Raw genomic sequence first — 17,369 nt, 5'->3', positions numbered from 1 at the left:
GGCGGTGGCGGCGGCGGACGCGGGGGCGGCGGACGGGTCGGTGTCGTGCGCGGGCACGGGACGGCCTCCGGTGCGGTCGTGGCCGTACGCGCGCGCACGGCTGCGGGCGCGCGGGAGCGCGAAGTGACCGAGGTGCGGCGTGCGGCCGTCGGGCCCTGGGACCGTCGAGGACCGGGCCACGGCACGGGCCGCACGCCGCTGGACTCCGCGAACGCGCGCGCGGCAGGGCGCGACACGTACGAGTGAACGGGTGCGTGGGCGGGTGCCAGCCGGTTTCCGAACGGCCGGGGGCCTCCCGACGGGAGGCGGAGACGCGGAAGTCTAGACCTCCGGGGCGCCGCGGGCGAAACGGATTTCCCGGCCCGCTCACCCGTAGGGGGCGGTGGGGCCACCGAGAGCGAGACGTTCGGGGCGAATCGGGACTTTAGGCTGATGCACGCGGGTGGGGCGGTGCCCATGCTGGGGGTATGAGCAAAGCACCGCACACACGCCTCGTCCCAGGTCAGCGACCCGGGCACGGGCACGGTGCCACTGCGCTCGGGGCGGACGCGGAGGGCCGCCCGCGTCGGCACTCGCGGCACATGGTCGGCAACACGCTCCGCGTCGCACGGGTCTTCGTCAGCTCCGCGTTCGACGTGGTCGTGCTCGGCGATCTGGAGGGCGGCCGTTCCGCGCGGCCGGAGCAGTCCGGCCGGCCCGAGCAGCCGGGACCCCCGGAGCAGCCCGCGACGCACCAGGGCTGACCTCCGCCCACGGTCCGCAGGCGCCGAGCCCGCGGGAAAGTGGCGGCGTGCCCGGACGGTCCGACCGGTCCGCCGGGTCCCTGGGGTCCGCCGTGCGCGCACGCCGGGCGTTCCCCGGCGTCCGCACGATCCGTCGCCGATCTTCGCGCGGGCGTCGCCGCGTATGCACCACCGTCGACTAGGGTCACCGCAGACTGGTGGATACCGGACGGAAGGGGCGACCGGCGCGGTGGCGAGCACGCGACTCGGAGACGGCTCCGTCACCGCCCGAGGGCTCCCGGCGGGGAACACCACCCGCGTCCCCGACCCCCGCAGGTCTCCGCCGCAGCGGCCGCCCGTCCCCTGGCAGGCACTCCTCGGCGGCGCCGTCCTCACGCTGTCCCTGGCCGCCTTCGCGGCCTACGCCCTGGTCACACCGTTTCCCATGGCCGACGTGCAGGTCTACCGGGCCGAGGGCGCGGCGGCACTGCGCGGCCACGGTCTGTACGACTTCACGGTCACCGAGTGGGAACTGCCCGCCACCTACCCGCCGTTCGCCGCGCTGCTCTTCGTCCCGCTCGAGCTCCTGCCCGCGACGGGGGCGAAGCTCGCGTTCCTCGCCGGAAACCTGGCCCTGCTCGCGCTGCTCGTCCACCTCTCGGCACGGCTCGCGGGGCGGACGGTCACGCCACCGGCGCTGGCCGCGCTGACCGGGGCGGCGCTGTGGCTGGAGCCGGTCTTCCAGACCATGGCGTTCGGGCAGGTCAACCTCGCGCTGGCGTGCCTAGTGCTGTGGGACCTCGGACGGCCGGACGGCGCTCGCGGCAAGGGCCTCGCCGTCGGCCTGGCCGCCGGGATCAAGCTCACGCCGGCGATCTTCGCCGTGTACCTGCTGCTGACGGGGCGGGCCCGGGCCGCGTGCGCCGCCTTCGGCGGCTTCTGCGGCACGGTGCTGGCCGGGGCGTTCTTCCTGCCCGGCGACAGCGTCGTCTTCTGGACCGACCGGCTCTTCGAGACCGGCCGGGTGGGCACGGCGTGGATCGTCGACAACCAGTCCGTGCAGGGGGCGGTGGCGCGCGTGCTGCACGTCGCCGACCCCGGCCCGCTGTGGATGCTGCCCGCGGCCGCGGTGGCGGGGACCGGCCTGTGGCTGGCCCGCCGCCTGTGCCTGCGGGGCGGGCCCCCCGGCGGAGTCGGCGACCCGGCGCGGGGCGGGACGCGTGCTGTGCCGTGCGGTGTGACGTGCGGCGACGTGTGGGGGCTGCTGAGCGTCGCCTTCACGGCCCTCCTGGTGTCGCCCATCAGCTGGACGCACCACTGGGTGTGGTGCGTGCCGCTGCTGGCGCTGCTGTGGGAACGCCGGGTGCTCTGTGCCGCGGTGGCGGCCGTGTTCGCCGCCCGCACCATGTGGCTGGTGCCCCGGGACGGGGACCTCGACCTGCGCGGGCCGTGGTGGGTGCAGCCGTTCACCTCGCCGTACGTCTGCCTCGGTCTCGCCCTGCTCACCCTGCTCGCCGTCCTGGCCCGGCGGCGCGGGGTGACCTCACGCTGACCGGCGGGACGCCCCGCGCGGCGCCGTCCCGTCGTGGACTCAGACGTCGTCGCCGGCGAGCAGCTCCGTGGCGTCGACGATGCGGTACGCGTAGCCCTGCTCGGCCAGGAAGCGCTGCCGGTGCGCGGCGAAGTCCTGGTCGACGGTGTCCCGGGCGACCACCGAGTAGAACCGGGCCTCGTGACCGTCGGCCTTGGGCCGCAGCACCCGGCCGAGACGCTGCGCCTCCTCCTGCCGCGACCCGAAGGTGCCGGACACCTGGATCGCGACGGTGGCCTCGGGGAGGTCGATGGAGAAGTTGGCGACCTTGGAGACCACCAGTACCTGGATCTCGCCGCGCCGGAAGGCGTCGAAGAGCTTCTCGCGCTGCGCGTTGGAGGTGTCGCCCTTGATCACGGGGGCGCCGATGTGCGCGCCGAGTTCGTCGAGCTGGTCGATGTACTGGCCGATCACGAGGGTCTGCTGCCCCGCGTGCCGCTGCACCAGCGCCTCGGTGACGCGGCGCTTGGAGTCCGTGGTGGCACAGAACCGGTACTTCTCGTCCGTCTCCGCGGTCGCGTACGCCAGCCGCTCGGAGTCCGTGAGGTTCACCCGCACCTCGACGCAGTCGGCGGGCGCGATGTAGCCCTGCGACTCGATCTCCTTCCACGGCGCGTCGAACCGCTTGGGGCCGATGAGGGAGAAGACGTCCGTCTCCCGGCCGTCCTCGCGCACCAGCGTCGCGGTCAGGCCGAGGCGGCGGCGCGCCTGGAGGTCGGCGGTGAACTTGAAGACCGGCGCCGGCAGCAGATGCACCTCGTCGTAGACGATGAGACCCCAGTCGCGGGAGTCGAACAGCTCCAGGTGCGGGTAGACGCCTTTCCGCCGGGTCGTCAGTACCTGGTAGGTGGCGATGGTGACCGGCCGGATCTCCTTCCGCGTGCCGCTGTACTCGCCGATCTCGTCCTCGGTGAGCGAGGTGCGGCGCACCAGTTCGTGCTTCCACTGCCGGGCGGAGACGGTGTTGGTGACCAGGATGAGCGTGGTGGCCTGCGCACGGGCCATCGCCCCCGCGCCGACCAGCGTCTTCCCCGCGCCGCAGGGCAGCACCACGACACCGGATCCGCCGTGCCAGAAGCCCTCCACGGCCTGCTCCTGGTACGGGCGCAGCGCCCAGCCGTTCTGCTCCAGCTCCATCGGGTGCGCCTCGCCGTCCACGTAGCCCGCGAGGTCCTCGGCGGGCCAGCCCAGCTTGAGCAGCACCTGCTTGATCTGGCCGCGCTCGGAGGGGTGCACCACGACGGTGTCCGGGTCGATCCGGGCGCCGACCAGCGGCTGCACCTTCTTCGACCGCAGGATCTCCTCCAGCACCGGCCGGTCGCTGGTCTCCAGCACCAGCCCGTGCGTGGGGTGCTTGACGAGCTGGAGCCGGCCGTAGCGGGCCATCGTCTCCGCGACGTCGACCAGCAGGGCGTGCGGCACGGGGTAGCGGGAGAACTCCACGAGGGCGTCGACGACCTGCTCGGCGTCGTGACCGGCTGCGCGGGCGTTCCACAGGCCCAGCGGCGTCACCCGGTAGGTGTGGATGTGCTCGGGTGCGCGCTCCAGCTCGGCGAACGGGGCGATGGCGCGACGGCAGTCACCCGCCCGCTCGTGGTCGACCTCGAGCAGCAGGGTCTTGTCGCTCTGCACGATGAGCGGGCCGTTCACGTGTTCTCCCTTCGGGGCGGGGGTGCCTGGCGGGCGCAGGGCTCGCAGGACGCCGGGCCGTGTGGCGGGGCCCGGTGAGGCGCCGGGCCGCGCGGATGGCGGTCCGGATGGCCCGGCGACGGCCGAGCGGGCACGGGTGGCCGGGAGGGCCGCCCACCAGTGTCGCGCATTCCGCGCGGAACGCGGGCGGGGGCCGGGGGAGTGTATGATGACTGACTGGTCAGTCATCCTCACTGCGGAAGGGCGGGGCGGTAGCGACATGCCGAAGAAGGTGGACCGCGCCCGCCGTCGGGAGGAGATCCTGGCGGCGGCCGTACGGGTCTTCGCCCGCCGCGGGTACGCGGCCGCGCGTATCGACGACGTGGCGCGGGAGGCGGGCATCGCGAAGGGCAGCGTCTACCTCTACTTCGACGGTCGCGAGTCGCTGCTCCACGCCGCCTTCGAGGACGTCGCGGCGCGCTCGGCGGAACTGCTGCGGGAGGCCGCGGAGGGCGACGGTACGGCGGCCGAACGGCTCGCCGCGCTGGTCCGCGGCGCGGTGACGGAACTCTCGGCGGACCGCGACCTCGCGCGGGTGCTCCTGGACATCTGGGCCGCCGGACGGGACGCGGACTCGCCGGTCGACATGGCCGCTGCGTATCGCGACTACCGGGCGGCGGTCGCCGCGCTGCTGGAGCAGGCGCGTGCGGAGCAGGCGCGTGCAGAGGGGGTGTCTGCGGAGGGGGCGGCACGTGCGGTGGTGACCCCCGACGCGCACGCGGCGGTGGTCGTGGGCGCCCTCGAGGGCTGCCTGCTCCAGTGGCTCTTCGACCCGGCGGTGGACCCGGCCGCCCTGGCCGAGCCGCTGGTGCGGTTGCTGGTGCCGGGTGCGGGTGCGGGTGCGGGTGCGGGTGCGGGGTCCGGGTCCGGCGGTGACGGCCCGCGACCACGTTGATCACGAGCGCGCACGGAACGGTGCGCGGAGAGGAGCGTCCACGCCGTGAATCCCCTCAAGGGCGGTCCGCCGCAGGGTGGTTGGCGCCGCACGGTGCTGCGTGCCCCGATTCCCCTCTACCGGTGGGGCCTCGGGGCCCTGCTCGGCAGGCGCCTGGTCCTGCTCACCCACATCGGCCGGAAGAGCGGGCAGCCCCGGCAGGTCTGCCTGGAGGTCGTCGGCCGCGGCGAGGAGCCGGGCAGCTTCGTCATCGCCTCCGGCTACGGCGAGCGGTCCCAGTGGTTCCGGAACATTCTCGCCCACCCCGGTGTGCGGTACCAGGTGGGTGGCCGCACGTACGAGGGCACGGCGGTGCCGTACGCGCCGGAGGAGTCCGGGCGCCGCCTCGCCGCGTACGCGGAACGGCACCCTCGTACGGCGGCCACGCTGATGGACGCACTCGGGCATGCTCCGCAGTCCGCCGAGGAGTACGTCGCGATCGGCGCCGACCGCACAGGGGGCGTACCGCTGGTCGCGCTGCGGCCAAGTACCGGGAACCGACAGGCCGGTGCGGGCTTCGGCGGCCCGCTGTGACGCACCCGGACGGGGATCAGGTCTGGTAGGCGAGGCTGCAGAGGTCCTGCGGGCTGTCGGGCACGGATACCTCCAGGTCCTCGCGGCGGTGGCGCCCTCCAGCCTGCCCGAAGTCCTCGGACGGCCTGAGGGTGAGCCGCCCCTCGGCCGCCAGGGCCTGTGCGCGGAGCAGGAGGTCGCGGGGGCTGAGGCCGAGTTCCAACGCCACCGTGGTGAGGTCGAGTCCGGATTGCCAGCTCCACAGGAGAACGGAGTCCATCGCCGGTGACCATGCCACCGTTTCCGGGTACGGGACGTGTGCCGGGTGAGGGGCCTGCGAAGGGGCGGGCGGCTCCTCCGTGCGCGGCTCCGGCGGCGGGGCGTGCGGCGTCTCCTCCGGCGCAGGTGCTTGCTCGGTCGCTGCCTCTTGGCGGAGTTGGGCGTCGCAGGTGAGGAGACGCTTCGCCACGCTGCGGGCGTCGTCCTTGCCGACGGTGCGCCGTGCGAGCCGCACTTCGCGTTCGTTCAGTCCCATCAGGTCGGCGACGCCGCCGTCGCTGCCGACGGTCACCGCGAAGGCAGCCAGTATTCTCGTCCGATTGGCCTGCGCCTCGTCCAGGATCCTCTGGGCGTGCCGCACCTCGTCGTCACTGGCGCAGAAGGCCTCGGCAAGCAGGGAATTGCGCTCCCACAGATCACGGGGTTCCACAAAGGGACCAACGCATTACGCCAGGTGCAGGTACTGAATGTCCGGAACTGTCACCCGACTGCACGGTTCGGCATACGGTGTGCAGTTCTGACGGTTTCGCCCTTACGGGTCGGAGGAGAGCGGAGGCAGGACGGCGCAGCCCGGCTGCGCCGTCCTCCCCGTCAGCCCTCCGCGAGTTCGGCGACGCCGGTGATGCGGTGCAGCGGGTAGGTGCGCACCTGGTCGGCGGTGTGGTCGTAGGCGGTGACGAAGCCGCCCTCGACCCGGACCGGTGCGATCACGCGCTGGCTGGCGGCGCCGTCGGCGTTGACGTAGCCGATCCACAGCGCGGAACCGGTGAGTACGGCGGACTGCATCGTGGCGATCGTGTCGGCGGAGGTCGTGCGCGGCGGCTCGCCGTCGCGCGGGCGGGCGGCAGCGGCGGGAATCCGCGGCTTGTGGGCCGCCGTCGCCGCGTGGTCGCCGGCGCGGATGGCGCGCACGGCGGCCGTCAGCAGGGCGCCGTCCGGTACGGGCGGGCCGTCCGGTACCGGGTCCGGTGCGCTGCGCGGTGGCGTGCGGTGTGCGTCCGGCCGGGCGAGCAGCACGTCGCCCTCCGCCGACTCGGCGGCCGGAGCGTAGCCCATGTCCCGCAGACGGGCGAGGAGTTGGTCGGGCGGGAGGGTGGTCGCGGCGACGGTCGGGGCCAGCAGCCGGAGCCGGATCGGGGCGGAGCGCCGGTCGGCGAGGATCTCGGCGAGCAGCGTCTCGTCGTCGCAGCGCAGGTACGCGGAGGCGGCGCCGACGCGGAGCCGTCCGTGCCGTCGGGCCACGTCGTCCACCAGGTAGGACAGCGGCTGCGGCACCGGCGTGCGGGAGTGGGCGGCGAGGAAGGCGTGGATCTCGGACGCGCTGCGGCCCGCGTCCAGTCCGCGGCGCACCGAGGCGGGGGTGAAGCGGTACACCGTGGCGCCGCCCTTGGACTCCACGTCCGCCAGGACACCGAGGGCCAGGGAGAGTTCGCGTTCCAGCGGGCCGGGGGCCACGGCGGTCAGGTCCGCCTGGAGCAGTACGTGGTCCAGCGGCTCGGGCAGCAGCGGCGCGAGCCCGGAGGTGGCCTCGGCGAGGGCGGTGGTGAGTTCCCGGGCGGTGAGGGACGGTCCCCAGGTGTCCGCGTCCGGGGAGGTGAGGGGGCGGGCGTAGGACGCGAGGGCGCCGCGGCCGGTGAGGCCGAGGAGTTCGGCTTCGTCGAGGGTCCAGCGGACCAGACGCGTGCGGAGTGGGGTGCCGTCGCCGTCCGGGGCGTCGTGCGGCGCCGCCGCACGGGCCCGGGGGCGCGGGCTGCCGCCGGTCGTCGCGGCGGCGCGCAGCGGGCGCTCCCAGGTGACGCGTGCGACCACGGATTCCGGTTCCGGCGAGGTGCCGGGTGCCTCCGAGGCCAGCAGGGACAGCACCCGGTGCCGTACGTCCGGGGCGGGGCCCCGGTCGAGGCCGGGCCCGAGGGCGGCGAGGCTGCGGCCCTTCGGGTCCCGCTCGCCGACCAGTCCGGCGACGCGGGTGCCGGTCAGCCAGGCGCGGACCAGCCGGGTCCAGCGCTCGCCGGGTGCGGCCCGCAGCCAGTCGTCGTACGCGGGGGTGGGAGCGTACGTCTCGTCCACGGCGCCGTCGGAGGCCAGCAGCCCGGCGCCGAGGGCCAGTTCGACCCAGAAGGCGGCGGTCGGTTCGGGAAGGTCGAGGGCGACGGCGGTGCGTTTCAGTTCGCGGACGCCGAGGCCGCCGGCGCGCAGCACGCCCGGTGGGTCGGTCTCCCAGCCGCCGCACAGCTCCTCGACGGTGGCCAGCGCGGTGAGGGCCTGGCCGGCGGCTGTGGCGTCCACCGTGCGCGGGGGGTGCTCGCGCCGGGCGACGAGCTGCGGAGGCTCCGGTTCCGGTGACCTGTGGGCCCGGCCGCCGCGCAGGTGCAGCGCGACCTCGCGGGGGAGCACGACCGTGCGGTCCCCGCTCGGCAGCAGCAGGCCGTGGTGCAGCAGTCGGGCCACCGGCGGGGTCGGCGCCCGGTGGTCGACCGTCCCGTACGGCGGCCCCCACACCAGGCGGGACAGCACCTCGGCGCTGTCCTCCGGCACGTGCTCCGTGAGCAGAGCCGTCATGCGCTCCCGGTCGGTGAACAGGGTGGCCAGCTCGGTGAGCGCGCTGACCGGGTCGTGCGTGGCGGGGAGGCCGTTCGCGGTGAGGAGGTCCTGCATGCGGCCGGGCGAGATGCCGGCGGTGGCCTCGGCGAGCGAGGGGCCCAGCCCGGTCGGGGAGACCGCGGGAGGCGGGGGAGCGAGGATGACGCGGGCCGTCCGGAGCAGCCGGAGCCGGTCGTCGTCGCCCCACAGCAGGGCGCGGTCGCGCAGCAGCGCGAGCGCCCGGGGCAGCTGCCGGTCGACGGCGGCCGCCTCCTTGCCGTCGACGCCGGTCAGCAGGCCGCGCAGCTCCTCGTAGCCGCACGGGTCCGGACCTGCGGCCAGCGCCTCGGCCACCTGCAGTGCGAACCGGTCCAGCCGCTCGACGGCCCGGACGACGGACGCGCGGGTACCGGCGCGGGTGGCGAGCTGGGTGAGGTCGCCGGGGACGGGGGAGAGCAGGTCGGGGCGGGTGCGCAGCAGCGCGGCCAGCGCCGCGTCGTCCCGGCCGCGCAGGTCGTCGGCGAGCGTGCGGGACGGCGCCGCGGCGGTGGGCTGCTGCTCCTGACTCATCCGTCCTACGGTAGCGGGGGTGTCGGCGGGACCCCGTGCTTCGCGGCGCCGGGCCGGGGGAAAACACGTTGTGGGGGTGGGAGGGGCGCTCTAGGTTCGCGTCCATGCCCGACGACCCGAGCCCGGAGCTGCGCACGCGGCGGCTGCTCCTCACCGCGTACACGCCCGCCGACGAGGACGACTTCGTCACACTCTTCCAGGACGCGCGGGTGTCGCGCTGGATGGGGGACGGCCCGCAGAGCGAGGCGGAGGACCGGGCGCTGTTCCGGCGGATCTTCACGCACGTCTATCCGGCGCGGAGGTTCGACGTGTGGGGGGTGCGGGAGGGCGGGCGCCTGGTCGGGCACGCGGAGATCAAACGCACCGACGACGTGGACGGCCACGAGATCGTCTACGCCCTGCACCCCGACCGGTGGGGCGCGGGCCTGGGCACCGAGCTGGCCGGTGCGGTGGTCGCGTACGGCTTCCGCACGCTGGGGCTGGGAGAGGTGCACGCCACGGTCGACGCCGCGAACGCCGCGTCGCTCGCGCTGCTGGAGCGGATCGGTTTCCGGCATGTCCGCGACATCGCGGAGGAGAACGGCGGCACCACCCGCCACCTGACCCGCAATGCCGACTGACCTGCGGACGCGCCCCGCCGCCACGCGGTACCGTCTGCGGTGATCGGACATCTCCGGGCGGCGAGGCGGGTGTTGAGGCAGCGGTGGGGATCGAGAGCGAGCAGCTCGTCTTCGACTATCTGAGCCGGGTCGGCGACCTCGCGCACGGAACGTCGATGACCGCGGCCGACCGGGCACGGCTGGTCGGCGGGCTGCGTACCGAGATCGAACGGATGCGTGCCGCATCCGGCGGTGGTGACGGCAAGGCCGCCGTACGGAAGGTGCTGGACCGGCTCGGGAAGCCGGAGGAGGTCGTCTCCGCGGCGCTCGGCGGCGAGACCGTCTCGCTGCGGAAGACCGGCCCTGCGGACGACGCGGAACCGGACCGGCCGCGCGGCCGCAGGCTGCCCCTCCTTCCGCAGATGAGGAAGGAGGACACCGGGTCCGGGCCGCCGCCCTCGGGTGGCGCGTCGCCGCCGCACATGGCCGGCATGGACGAACTCGGCCCGCAGGAGACCGACCCCGACTGGTGGCGGAGCGGCCCCGCGACGGGCGGCACCGCCAGGTCGGGACTGCCCGGGGCCCGCGATCCGCGGTTCGACATCCCGGACGCGTTCAGCGGCGGCATCGAGCTGCCCGAGGTGTTCCAGCGCCCGCCCGAGGACGGCAAGGACGGTGCCCCGGCCACGCCGCCGCAGGCGCCCGCCGCCCCCGTGGTCGCCGATGCCGCACCGGCAGGGGGAGCGCCGCTGCTCGGCGCCCTGCTCGCGGGGCGCCGGAAGCGGGCGGCAGGCCCGGCCACGGGCGGAGTCGTCGAACTCCTCGCCGCCGGGCTGCTGGTGGCCGGCGCGGTGCTGGGATCTCTGGTGCCGCTCGGACTGGGCTGGCTGGCCGCGTACTGGTCGCCGCGGCTGACCCGGAGCGAGGCCAAGGGCGCCGCGCTCGGTGTGCCGGGACTCACCGCCGTGGGCGGGCTGGTGTGGCTGTGGGGGCGGCAGGACGGCCGTTGGGGGCCGCCGCTGCCGTCCGGCGGGGACGCGATGCAGCAGGCGATGGAGGAGTCGTGGCCGGTGGCGCTGCGCGTGGCGGCGGTGGCGTCCGCGCTGTTCCTGCTGTGGCGGGCGCGCAGGCGCTCGGCCTGAGGGCGCCGGTCCGGCGGGTTCGGGGCCCCGGCAGAATGGCGGGCATGGCCTCCCACCCGCTGACGGTCGGATTCGACCTGGACATGACCCTGATCGACTCGCGGCCGGGCATCAGGGCCGCCTACGAGGCGCTGTCGGCCGAGACGGGCGTGCACGTCGACGCCGAGCTGGCGGTGTCGCGCCTGGGGCCGCCCCTGGAACAGGAGCTGGCCCACTGGTTCCCGGCCGAGCGGATCGCCGAGACCGGCGAGCGCTACCGCGAGCTGTACCCGGCGTACGCGATCACCCCGGCCCTCGCCCTGCCCGGCGCCTGCGAGGCGCTTGACGCGGTGCGGGACGCGGGCGGCCGTACGGTCGTCGTCACGGCGAAGCACGAGCCGAACGCGAAGCTGCACCTGGAGCATCTGGGGCTGGAGCCGGACGCGGTGGTCGGGTGGCTGTGGGCCGAGGCGAAGGCGGAGGCGCTGCGCGCCTACGGGGCGCAGGTGTACGTCGGCGACCACACGGGGGACGTGCGGGGCGCGCGGGCGGCGGGAGCGCTGGCCGTGACGGTGCCGACGGGTCCGTGCGGGGCGCACGCGCTGCGCGAGGCCGGCGCCGACGTCGTGCTGGACGGTGGGCTCCCCGACTTTCCCGGCTGGCTCGCGCGGTACGTGGCCGGGGGCCGCCGGGCGTCCTGAGGTCCGGGCCGTGCCCGGCCGTTCAGCCCCGTGCGGGGGGCGGGCCCCCGGCCGTGAAGGCGCGGGCGGCGCGGCGCTGGGCGGCGGCGGAGCGGAGGACGCCCGCCCCGGCCAGGGCGAAGCCGACGCCCATGAGCATGCAGACGAAGTACGCCGGGGCCGGGAAGGGCTCGGTGCCCAGGAACAGCGGCGCGACCGTCACCAGGGTGGCGACGGCGCCGACGAGGAAGACGACGCCACCGGTCCGTACCAGCGCGTCTCCGGCTCGGGGAGTTTCAGTGTTCACCCGCTCAGGGTAGATCCGTGGACAGGCGACCGAGGAGGCGAGGAGGCGCCCGGAGTCGTCTTGCCACCCCGCCACGGAGCACTAGCCTGGGGGAAGGCGGGCCGAGGGGCCCGCTCGACTGCTCTAGCGACCACGATCAGCAGACCATCGCGCAGCCGGACGACCCGTCCGGCTGCGCGAACGAGTGACGAGGACGAGACGGACGTGCCTACCGGCAAGGTCAAATGGTTCAACGGTGACAAGGGCTTCGGCTTCCTCTCCCGCGACGACGGCGGTGACGTCTTCGTCCATTCGTCCGTGCTGCCGGACGGGGTGGAGGTGTTGCGCCCCGGTCAGCGCGTCGAGTTCGGCGTCGTCGCCGGGCAGCGCGGCGACCAGGCGCTGTCGGTGTCCCTGCTCGACCCGGCGCCGTCCGTCGCGGCGGCGCAGCGCCGGAAGCCGGACGAGCTGGCGGGCATCGTGCAGGACCTCACCACGCTGCTGGACGGCGTCTCGCAGTCGCTGGAGCGCGGCCGGTACCCCGACAAGGCACACGGCCGGAAGATCGCGGGCATGCTGCGGCACGTCGCCGACCAGCTGGACGTCTGACCGGCCAACGCCCCGCCCCCGCGTGCACGCGGGGACGACCCGCGCGGGTCAGGGGAAGCGCAGCGCGTCCGCCGGGATGGGCGGGACCAGCCCTTCGGCCGCCGCACGGGTGAGCAGCCCGCGCACGGCGGCGTAGCCGGACTCGCCCAGGTCCGCGGTGTACTCGTTGACGTACAGGCCGATGTGCTGGTCGGCGACCGCCGGATCCATCTCCTGCGCGTGCTCGCGCACGTACGGCCGGGAGGCTTCCGGGTCGTCCCACGCCATCCGTACGGAGGTCCGCGCCGCCTCCGCGAGGGCGCGCAGCCGTTCCGGGCCCAGCGAGCGGCGGGCGACGATCGCGCCCAGCGGGATGGGCAGCCCGGTGGTGTGCTCCCAGTGCTCGCCCAGGTCGGCGACGCAGTGCAGGCCGTAGGAGCCGTACGTGAAGCGGGCCTCGTGGATCACCAGGCCGGCGTCGACGCGGCCGTCGCGCACGGCGGGCATGATCTCGTGGAACGGCAGCACCACGATCTCGCCGACGCCGCCCGGTACCGCGTCGGCGGCCCACAGCCGGAACAGCAGGTAGGCGGTGGACCGTTCGCTCGGCACCGCGACCGTGGCGCCGGTGAGCGAGGAGCCGCCGGCGCCGGCCGTGCGGGAGAGGACCAGCGGCCCGCAGCCCCGGCCCAGCGCCCCGCCGCACGGCAGCAGCGCGTACTCCTCCAGCACCCACGGCAGAACGGCGTAGGAGACCTTGAGCACGTCGCCCTCACCGCGCACGGCCAGGGCGTTGGTGACGTCGATGTCGGCGAAGGTCACGTCGAGTTCGGGGGCGCCGGGGACGCGGCCGTGCGCCCAGGCGTCGAAGACGAACGTGTCGTTGGGGCAGGGCGAGTACGTGATCCGCACCGGCGCCTCCGCCTTGTGCGTCTCCGGGCCGTCCGGCCAGGCGCCGAGGACGGCTGCAGCCGCGCGGAAGGCCGTGGTCAGCGCACGCAGCGCCTCCGGGATGCGCCAGGCGTCGCGGTCCCGGGGACCGACCGGGTTGGAGACGGTGCGCAGCTCCAGCACCGGCAGGTCGTGTGCGGCGGCGGCCTCGGCGACGCCGAAGCCCTCCATGGCCTCCACCACGGCACCGGTGTGCCGGGCGGCCAGTTCGCCGGCGCGTGCGGCGGTGCCGGTGACCGTCGAGGCGGTGAGCACCGGCCCGGTGACGGCGCCCGCGGCGTCGGCGAGGGCGCGTACGAGTGCGGGCGGCGGCGTGTGCACGACGCGGCCGAACCCGAGGTCGGTGACGGAGGTGAAGCCGTCCGCGGTCTCGGCGCCCAGGTCGGCGGCGACGATCTCGGTGGCCACCACGGTGCCGCCCACCGCCACCTGGCCGGCGAAGCCGCCGCCGATTCCGGCGGACACCACCAGGTCGTACGGTTCGCCGGCGAGGGCCGCGGCGGTGAGCGCGCTCGCCGCACCGGCGGCGGCCGCCGCCGGGCCCACTCCCGCGGCCAGCACGTCCACGGCCAGGCCACGTCCGCCGGGGGCGGCGGCCGGGCGCACGCGGTGCAGCGCGTACCCGCCGGGCAGCGTGCGGTCGTCGTGCCGGGCGCCGGTTTCGTGGGGTGTGGCGGGCTCGTGGGCTGTGGCGGTCTCGTCCGGGGCGTCGAATCCGGCCGTCACGGCGTCGCGCTCCGCCGCGACGGCGGTGGCGACCAGCACACGCAGCGGTCCGGCGACGGCAGGGGAAAGGGGAGCGGACACCTCGGCGGCCACCGTCACTTCTCGCGCGTGACCTTGATGTTCCAGACGCCCTCGAGCTCGTCCTCGCCGAGGGTGGCGACGCTGAGCGTCACCTCGTCGGGTGCCGAGCCCTGGCCGGGCTGCGGCTGGAACCACTGCTCGGCGTCGAACGTCTGGTACGTGCTCGTCAGCTCCTCGGCCGACATGGGCCGCTGGTTGGCGAAGACGACCCAGCCCGCGTCCGCCATCTCCGGCTCGACCCCGACGTGGACCCTGTCGCCCTGGCGGACGCCGATGGTCGCGTCCGGCTTCTGCTTCAGGCAGGCGAAGCCCTCGTCGCGCGAGAGTGCCTTGCCGTCCTCGGCGTAGCAGGCGGCCTCGGTCGTCACGGTCTCGCTGCCGACCGTGACCGTCATCAGCGGCGTCGGCTTCTCGCAGGCCGTCGTGACGAGGAGGCCGAGAGTGGCGGCGCCCAGGGCGGCGGCGGTGCGCAGGCCGCGCCGCGAGACGGAGAAGGCATAGCTCATGTGGGGCAATCTACCCGGCGGTCGCTTTCAGGCCACGCGGGGGTGCGGGGACCCGCGCCGGGCCGAGGACAGCAGGCCGCGCCCGGCGGTGAGCGTGCCCACGGCGATCAGCGCGGCGCCGACGGCCATGCCGAGGATGCCGTTCAGCGGCAGCGAGATGCCGATCGCACCGCCGACCACCCAGGACATCTGCATCAGCGTCTCGGACCGGGCGAACGCGGAGGTGCGCACCTGTTCCGGCACGTCGCGCTGGATCAGCGCGTCCAGCGACAACTTGCCCAGCGCCTGCACGATGCCGGCCGTCGCGGCCACCACCGCCACCATCACCGTGCTGTACAGGGCCGCGGCCACGACCGTGGCGCCCAGCGCGCACAACAGCACCGTGGTGATGATCATCTCTGGGGCGCGTTCCTTGAGCCAGGCGCCGATGGCCGTGCCCAGTGCGTTGCCCCCGCCCGCCGCCACGGCGACCAGGCCCAGCGACACCGACGCACTCATCCCCGACAGCGGCTCCTCGCGCAGCAGGAAGGCCAGGAAGAAGATCAGGAAGCCGGACAGCGCCCGTACGCACGAGTTCGCCACCAGCCCGCTGCGCACCGACACGCCGACCGTGCGCAGCCCCGGCCGGCGCCGGTGCATGCTCTCACCCGCGAGGAACGCCTTCCGCTCGCCCTTCGCCGAGTCGACCTTCGGCGCGAGCGAGAACGACAGGAAGGTGCCCAGCACGAACAGCGCCATCGCCCCGTACAGCGGATACGAAGGGCCGAGCTGATGCAGGCCGGCACCGATCGGCGCCGCCGCTCCCGTCGCCAGCAGACCGGCCAGTGTCACCCGGGAGTTGGCCTTGACCAGGGGGTAGCGCGGCGGCAGCAGCCGTGGCACCACGGCCGAACGCACCACGTTGTACGCCTTGGACGACACCAGTACGCCCAGCGCCGCCGGGTACAGCTCCAGGCCGCCGCCGGCCACCGCTCCCGCCATGGTGATCGCCAGCAGGGCGCGCGCCAGCATCGCGCCCGCCATCGCGAACCGGCGGCCGTGCGGGATGCGGTCCAGCAGGGGACCGATGACCGGCGCCAGCAGCGCGAACGGCGCCATCGTCACCAGCAGGTAGAGCGCCACCCGGCCGCGCGCCTCACCCGTCGGCACGGAGAAGAAGATCGTCGACGCCAGCGCGATGGTGATGAGCATGTCGCCCGCGGAGTTCACCGCGTGCAGCTCGATCAGCTTGCCCAGCCCCGACTCGCCCGCCCCCTGCGCGTGCGTGGCACGCCGGACACGGCGGGCCAGCGCCGCCGGTGGACGCCCCGCGGCGCGTGCCATCCGGGCGGCGCGCCCGGGCCGGACCTTCTCCGGCTCGGCGTTCTCGCCCAGCCATCGTCCGGTGCCCGCCCGGTCCGGACCGGTCCCCTCGCTCTCGGCGCGCGACGGAATCGGGCGGACCGCGGGCGGTGTCTCCTGATACGCCTCGTCGGCAGCCACGACGTTCAGTGTGCCCCAGATGTCGGCGGCTACCGCGTTGCGGCGGATTGGGCGTGCCCCGGGTGCGACGCGCGTGCGACGCGGACCGGGTCCGCGCCCGCGACGGCCGGGGGCGCCCGGGGGCCGCTCGGAGTCGCGGCGGGCGTGTTGGGGTAGCGTGGATGAAACGGTGCGCCCCGCACGGCCTCGAGTGTGGGCGCGGACGTCGCAGCGGCCACAGGTTCCGCTCCGTCCGCTTCCCCCGCCCCGCCCGGCCGCACGGCCAGCGCCCGCCAACGACTACGACGGCGCTTCGGCGTGGGAGACGATTCTTGTGAGTGCAGCATGAGCGCCGGCACGCGACGCCGCCGTACGACGCGTACGCCCGACCGGCTCTGCGCCGAGGCCGTCGCCCTGGCGCGCGGGGCCGTCGAGGAGGTGGCCCCGGCCGACGAGATCGGGGAGTGGCTCGAGGCCGTCGCGGACGACGACCGGGTGGTGACGCACCTCTTCGAGTGCCGCAAACCCGGCTACCGGGGCTGGCGCTGGGCCTCGACCGTCGCCCGCGCGTCCCGCGCCCGCGTCGTGACCCTCGACGAGACGGTCCTGCTGCCCGGACCCGACTCGGTACTCGCCCCCACGTGGCTGCCCTGGAGCGAACGGCTCCGTCCCGGCGACCTCGGCCCCGGCGACCTGCTGCCCACCGAGAGCGAGGACCTGCGGCTGGAGCCCGGCTTCTCCGGCGAGGACGCACCGCCGCCCAACTCGCCCGTGGCGGAGGAGGCGTCCGGCCGCGACGAGGACGGGAACGTGGAGGAGCCCGGGTCCGGGGGCGCCGCGGCGGTCGCGGTCCCCGCGCAGCCGCTGCCCACCCGGGCGGGCATCAACGCCGTCGCGCAGGAACTGGGCATGGCACGCGCCCGCGTCCTCTCCCGCTACGGCCTGCACACCGCGGCCGACCGCTGGGAGGACTCGCACGGCCCCCGCACCGCCATGGCGCAGGCGGCGCCCGCGAGTTGCCTCTCCTGCGGCTTCCTGGTGCCGCTGGCGGGCTCGCTGCGGCAGGCGTTCGGCGTCTGCGCGAACGAGTACAGCCCCGCCGACGGCCAGGTGGTGTCCCTGTCCTACGGCTGCGGCGGCCACTCCGAGGCCGCGGTCATGCCGAAGCCGCCCCAACCGCCGCCCCCGGTCGTCGACGAGACCCGCGCCGACGCCTTCGACCTGCACGACCGGGCCGCCGGGCCCGCCGGCGGCGCCACGGAGACCGAACCGGGCGAGACCGGTCGCGCCGAACGCAGCGCCGGGAACGGCGACGGCGACGGCGACGGCGACGGCGGCACGGCGGACGAGAGCGGGACGTCCGGTCGGAACGGCGCGGCGGACGGCGCGAGCGGCAAGCAGGCGGGGAAGAGCGGCAGAGGCTCACGGAACGGCCGCGGCCGCCGTCGCGCCACCGCCCGCTGAGGCCGTCGAGCGGCACGGCGGACACGGG

Annotated in this window: 15 protein-coding genes and 2 pseudogenes; 9 read left to right on the top strand and 8 right to left on the bottom strand. The window is 75.2% G+C overall.

Annotation, left to right across the window (positions count from 1 at the left end):
• Positions 1–467 precede the first annotated feature (467 nt).
• Both RM572_RS06780 and RM572_RS06775 read left to right on the top strand, forming a co-directional pair.
• The gene (locus tag RM572_RS06780; protein ID WP_311672369.1) at positions 468–743 is read left to right on the top strand and encodes a hypothetical protein; all 276 of its coding nucleotides are present in this window, start codon (positions 468–470) and stop codon (positions 741–743) included.
• A 229-nt stretch (positions 744–972) separates the two neighbouring features.
• A complete protein-coding gene (locus RM572_RS06775; protein ID WP_394813537.1) occupies positions 973–2,274 on the top strand; it encodes a glycosyltransferase 87 family protein in 1,302 nt (433 codons plus the stop codon).
• A gap of 39 nt (positions 2,275–2,313) precedes the next feature.
• Here RM572_RS06775 and RM572_RS06770 read toward each other — a convergent pair whose 3' ends face one another.
• A complete protein-coding gene (locus RM572_RS06770) occupies positions 2,314–3,963 on the bottom strand; it encodes a DNA repair helicase XPB (RefSeq protein WP_311672368.1) in 1,650 nt (549 codons plus the stop codon).
• 259 nt (positions 3,964–4,222) lie between these two features.
• Between RM572_RS06770 and RM572_RS06765 the strand changes: the two genes are divergently transcribed.
• Together RM572_RS06765 and RM572_RS06760 are read left to right on the top strand one after the other, a co-directional pair.
• A complete protein-coding gene (locus RM572_RS06765; RefSeq protein WP_311672367.1) occupies positions 4,223–4,897 on the top strand; it encodes a TetR/AcrR family transcriptional regulator in 675 nt (224 codons plus the stop codon).
• Between the two features lie 45 nt (positions 4,898–4,942).
• Complete coding sequence (locus RM572_RS06760; protein WP_311672366.1) at positions 4,943–5,470, top strand: nitroreductase family deazaflavin-dependent oxidoreductase; 528 nt, start codon at positions 4,943–4,945, stop codon at positions 5,468–5,470.
• A 16-nt stretch (positions 5,471–5,486) separates the two neighbouring features.
• Here RM572_RS06760 and RM572_RS06755 read toward each other — a convergent pair whose 3' ends face one another.
• Both RM572_RS06755 and RM572_RS06750 read right to left on the bottom strand, forming a co-directional pair.
• Positions 5,487–6,158 carry a hypothetical protein gene (locus tag RM572_RS06755; protein ID WP_311672365.1) on the bottom strand — a complete coding sequence of 224 codons (672 nt, stop codon included), beginning with the start codon at positions 6,156–6,158 and terminating at the stop codon, positions 5,487–5,489.
• Between the two features lie 161 nt (positions 6,159–6,319).
• On the bottom strand, positions 6,320–8,878 hold the full coding sequence (locus RM572_RS06750; protein WP_311672364.1) for a helicase-associated domain-containing protein: 2,559 nt from the start codon (positions 8,876–8,878) through the stop codon (positions 6,320–6,322).
• A gap of 104 nt (positions 8,879–8,982) precedes the next feature.
• On the opposite strand from RM572_RS06750, the gene RM572_RS06745 reads away from it, so the two are divergent.
• The 3 genes from RM572_RS06745 to RM572_RS06735 all read left to right on the top strand — a co-directional run bounded on the left by RM572_RS06745 (position 8,983) and on the right by RM572_RS06735 (position 11,299).
• Positions 8,983–9,498, top strand: coding sequence for a GNAT family N-acetyltransferase (locus RM572_RS06745; protein ID WP_311672363.1), 516 nt, complete (start codon positions 8,983–8,985; stop codon positions 9,496–9,498).
• Between the two features lie 83 nt (positions 9,499–9,581).
• A complete protein-coding gene (locus RM572_RS06740) occupies positions 9,582–10,619 on the top strand; it encodes a hypothetical protein (RefSeq protein WP_311672362.1) in 1,038 nt (345 codons plus the stop codon).
• 44 nt (positions 10,620–10,663) lie between these two features.
• On the top strand, positions 10,664–11,299 hold the full coding sequence (locus tag RM572_RS06735; protein WP_311672361.1) for an HAD family hydrolase: 636 nt from the start codon (positions 10,664–10,666) through the stop codon (positions 11,297–11,299).
• A 22-nt stretch (positions 11,300–11,321) separates the two neighbouring features.
• Here RM572_RS06735 and RM572_RS06730 read toward each other — a convergent pair whose 3' ends face one another.
• A complete protein-coding gene (locus RM572_RS06730; RefSeq protein ID WP_311672360.1) occupies positions 11,322–11,585 on the bottom strand; it encodes a hypothetical protein in 264 nt (87 codons plus the stop codon).
• Between the two features lie 204 nt (positions 11,586–11,789).
• Here RM572_RS06730 and RM572_RS06725 point away from each other — a divergent pair, with 204 nt between their 5' ends.
• Positions 11,790–12,173 (top strand): cold-shock protein, encoded by a 384-nt coding sequence (locus RM572_RS06725; RefSeq protein ID WP_311672359.1) that lies wholly within the window; start codon positions 11,790–11,792, stop codon positions 12,171–12,173.
• A 48-nt stretch (positions 12,174–12,221) separates the two neighbouring features.
• Here RM572_RS06725 and RM572_RS06720 read toward each other — a convergent pair whose 3' ends face one another.
• From RM572_RS06720 to RM572_RS06705, 4 genes and pseudogenes are all read right to left on the bottom strand, one after another.
• Positions 12,222–13,064 carry a 1,4-dihydroxy-6-naphthoate synthase gene (locus tag RM572_RS06720; RefSeq protein WP_311672507.1) on the bottom strand — a complete coding sequence of 281 codons (843 nt, stop codon included), beginning with the start codon at positions 13,062–13,064 and terminating at the stop codon, positions 12,222–12,224.
• Positions 13,065–13,124: 60 nt separating this feature from the next.
• Positions 13,125–13,868, bottom strand: a pseudogene (locus tag RM572_RS06715) (futalosine hydrolase); the annotation flags it as partial.
• Between the two features lie 56 nt (positions 13,869–13,924).
• A complete protein-coding gene (locus RM572_RS06710; protein WP_027765740.1) occupies positions 13,925–14,416 on the bottom strand; it encodes a hypothetical protein in 492 nt (163 codons plus the stop codon).
• Between the two features lie 27 nt (positions 14,417–14,443).
• Positions 14,444–15,739, bottom strand: coding sequence for an MFS transporter (locus tag RM572_RS06705; RefSeq protein ID WP_311672506.1), 1,296 nt, complete (start codon positions 15,737–15,739; stop codon positions 14,444–14,446).
• A 483-nt stretch (positions 15,740–16,222) separates the two neighbouring features.
• Here RM572_RS06705 and RM572_RS06700 point away from each other — a divergent pair.
• Positions 16,223–17,167: pseudogene (locus tag RM572_RS06700) on the top strand (DUF3027 domain-containing protein); the annotation flags it as partial.
• Positions 17,168–17,369 lie beyond the last annotated feature (202 nt).

Origin of the sequence: Streptomyces hazeniae (assembly GCF_031845485.1) — a bacterium.
GTDB classification, from domain to species: Bacteria; Actinomycetota; Actinomycetes; order Streptomycetales; family Streptomycetaceae; genus Streptomyces; species Streptomyces hazeniae.
Note: the sequence above shows the minus strand (reverse complement) of the source record. Positions and strands in the feature narration are given on the sequence as shown.